Below are 667 nucleotides of genomic sequence, written 5' to 3'. Positions count from 1 at the left end.
GCTAAGGGCCAGGAGCAGTCGTAAGACATCCGAACCTGCAAGGCGCGTTAGGCGAAATTGATCAAATCCAGCAGGTAATGCGCGAGTGCCACCGGCCATAGCACACCCGACCGCCGCAGCATTAACATGAGGAAAAGGCCAACAGTGGCCGCAGAAAGGACATTACCAAGGCCGGCCCACCAATGATATGCGCCGAACAAAACTGACGTAGTGAGAACGGCAAAGATGCCGTCACCCAGATAAGGCCGGAATGCTAGCCGGATGTATCGGCGAAATATGACTTCTTCGCTGATAGCTACCAAGGCTAAGCCAAAAAAGAGATCGAACGCTTTTAGCCATCCGGTCGGGTGCGGATATGCGCCGAGAACGGTTGTAGGGAATGCCGCATTGAGGAGAGATTGCGGCAACTGGACAAAGCGATCTAGCAAGCAAATTCCGACGATCCAAAGGACAATCTCAAAAAGTGAAATTTGACGTTCACCTGTTCGAAATGCAGCGATCCGAGCAGAAGGCACTGCCGCCAAAATGGTGAGAGCAGCGATCCGACCCGCATAGTCCCAGAGAAGCCAACTTAGCGCTTGATGTTGATGCAGCCGCATGACTTGTGACGCAACTAGCGCCATAAGGGCTAGAACGAACCACCATATTAACGGTTGCGTAATGGAGC

Annotated in this window: 1 protein-coding gene; it reads right to left on the bottom strand. The window is 52.8% G+C overall.

The features are described 5' to 3' along the window. Positions 1-47: 47 nt before the first annotated feature. Positions 48-662 carry a CPBP family intramembrane glutamic endopeptidase gene (locus tag IVB29_RS08570; protein ID WP_247502973.1) on the bottom strand — a complete coding sequence of 205 codons (615 nt, stop codon included), beginning with the start codon at positions 660-662 and terminating at the stop codon, positions 48-50. Positions 663-667 lie beyond the last annotated feature (5 nt).

It is taken from the genome of Bradyrhizobium sp. 1 (assembly GCF_023073315.1).
Classification (GTDB): Bacteria; Pseudomonadota; Alphaproteobacteria; order Rhizobiales; family Xanthobacteraceae; genus Bradyrhizobium.
The sequence above is the reverse complement of the archived record's forward strand: the minus strand, read 5'-3'. Positions and strand labels throughout refer to the sequence as shown.